A 2,205-nucleotide genomic window follows, 5' to 3' on the forward strand; every position below is an offset into this window, starting at 1 on the left:
ATGAAGTTGCTCCCGTCCGCACTATTTAAGGGAAATAAAGAAATATAAAAACATATAAGCGAAGTAAATCTAGAAAGGAATCTTATGTTACACAACGCATTTGCCTATGTCACAAGAAAATTTTTCAAGTCGCTTGTGATCTTTCTTATCATTCTCTTGATGGCTAGTTTGAGTTTGGTCGGCTTGTCTATCAAGGGTGCGACAGCCAAGGCTTCTCAAGAAACCTTTAAAAATATCACCAATAGTTTCTCCATGCAAATCAACCGCAGGGTCAATCAAGGAACTCCACGTGGTGCGGGGAATATCAAGGGTGAAGATATCAAAAAAATTACCGAGAATAAGGCCATTGAATCCTACATCAAACGGATTAATGCTATCGGTGATTTGACAGGCTATGAACTAATTGAAACGCCTGAAACCAAGAAAAATCTAACTGCAGATCGAGCTCAACGTTTTGGAAGTAGCTTGATGATAACAGGAGTTAATGATTCGGCTAAAGAAGACAAATTTGTGTCAGGCTCTTACAAACTAGTCGAAGGTGAGCATTTAACAAACGATGACAAATACCAGATTCTCATGCACAAAGACTTGGCTGCTAAACATGGCTGGAAGGTAGGAGACAAGGTCAAACTGAACTCCAATATCTACGATGCAGATAATGAAAAAGGAGCAAAGGAAACAGTAGAAGTAACGATCAAAGGACTTTTTGATGGACACAACAAATCTGCTGTAACCTACTCACAAGAACTTTATGAGAATACAGCTATCACAGATATTCACACAGCTGCCCAACTCTATGGTTATACAGAAGATACAGCTATTTATGGAGATGCTACCTTCTTTGTAGCTGGAGATAAGAACCTAGATAGTGTCATGCAAGAATTAGGGTCTATCAACGGCATCAACTGGAAGATGTATAGCTTGATTAAGAGTTCATCTAACTATCCTGCCCTTGAGCAATCTATCTCAGGCATGTATAAGATGGCTAATCTTCTCTTCTGGGGTAGCTTGAGCTTCTCTGTTCTTCTACTGGCTCTCTTACTGACACTATGGATTAACGCCCGTCGTAAAGAGGTTGGAATTCTCCTTTCCATTGGTCTAAAACAAGCAAGTATTCTAGGTCAATTTATCACAGAAGCAGTTATGATTGCAATTCCAGCACTAATTTCAGCTTACTTCTTAGCTAACTATACTGCTCGTACTATTGGAAATACAGTTCTTGCAAATGTCACATCAGATGTGGCTAAGCAAGCTAGCAAGGCAGCACAAGCCTCTAATCTTGGTGGTGGTGCAGAAGTTGACGGCTTTAGTAAGACACTTTCAAGTCTGGATATTTCCATTCAACCTTCTGACTTTGCTATCATCTTTGTACTTGGCTTAGTTCTTGTAGTACTAGTTATGGCACTTGCTTCAAGCAATCTCCTCTTTAAACAACCAAAAGAACTCTTGTTGGATAGTGAATAAAAAACCTGCTACCTATTCTCACTCAAATGAGATATAATATAGGTAGCATTTTTGATAGAAAAGGATTTATATGAAAATTCTAATTGTAGAAGATGAAGACATGATCCGCGAGGGAATTAGTGACTATTTGACGGATTGTGGCTATGAAACCATTCAGGCAGCAGATGGCCTTGAGGCCTTAGAACAATTTTCCAATCACCAAGTTTCTTTGGTTCTCTTAGATATTCAAATGCCGAAACTCAATGGTTTAGAGGTTTTGTCAGAAATCCGTAAGTCTAGTCAAGTTCCGGTCTTGATGTTAACTGCCTTTCAGGACGAAGAATATAAGATGAGTGCCTTTGCTGCATTAGCAGATGGTTATTTGGAAAAGCCTTTTTCTCTATCTTTGTTAAAAGTACGAGTGGATGCCATCTTTAAACGCTATTATGATACTGGTCGTATTTTTACCTATAGAGACACCGAGGTAGACTTTGACAGCTATAGCGCCAAAGTGGCTGGTCAAGAAGTTGCAGTGAATGCAAAAGAGCTGGAAATTTTAGATTATCTGGTAAGAAATGAAGGTCGAGCCTTAACACGGTCGCAGATTATCGATGCTGTATGGAAGATGACAGATGAGGTTCCTTTTGACAGAGTGATCGATGTCTATATCAAGGAACTACGGAAAAAATTGGATTTAGACTGTATTCTTACCGTGCGCAATGTTGGTTATAAATTGGAGAGAAAATGAGACGTTCAGGTTTA

General features: G+C 39.1%; 2 protein-coding genes. Both read left to right on the plus strand.

Annotated features, from left to right (window positions below; genetic code table 11):
• Positions 1-84: 84 nt before the first annotated feature.
• A complete protein-coding gene (gene vex3 / locus SINDD18_RS01710) occupies positions 85-1,464 on the plus strand; it encodes an ABC transporter permease subunit Vex3 (RefSeq protein WP_061862868.1) in 1,380 nt (459 codons plus the stop codon).
• Between the two features lie 70 nt (positions 1,465-1,534).
• Positions 1,535-2,191, plus strand: a complete 657-nt coding sequence (gene vncR, locus SINDD18_RS01715) for a response regulator transcription factor VncR (protein ID WP_061862869.1) — start codon at positions 1,535-1,537, stop codon at positions 2,189-2,191.
• The last annotated feature ends 14 nt before the right edge of the window (positions 2,192-2,205 follow it).

This window comes from Streptococcus infantis (assembly GCF_001579645.1).
GTDB classification, from domain to species: Bacteria; Bacillota; Bacilli; order Lactobacillales; family Streptococcaceae; genus Streptococcus; species Streptococcus infantis_E.

What these genes read in the sequence shown, in the direction of transcription:
- vex3 (WP_061862868.1), top strand. Translation starts at nt 85, where the DNA reads ATGTTACACAACGCATTTGCCTATGTCACAAGAAAATTTTTCAAGTCG.
- vncR (WP_061862869.1), top strand. Translation starts at nt 1,535, where the DNA reads ATGAAAATTCTAATTGTAGAAGATGAAGACATGATCCGCGAGGGAATT.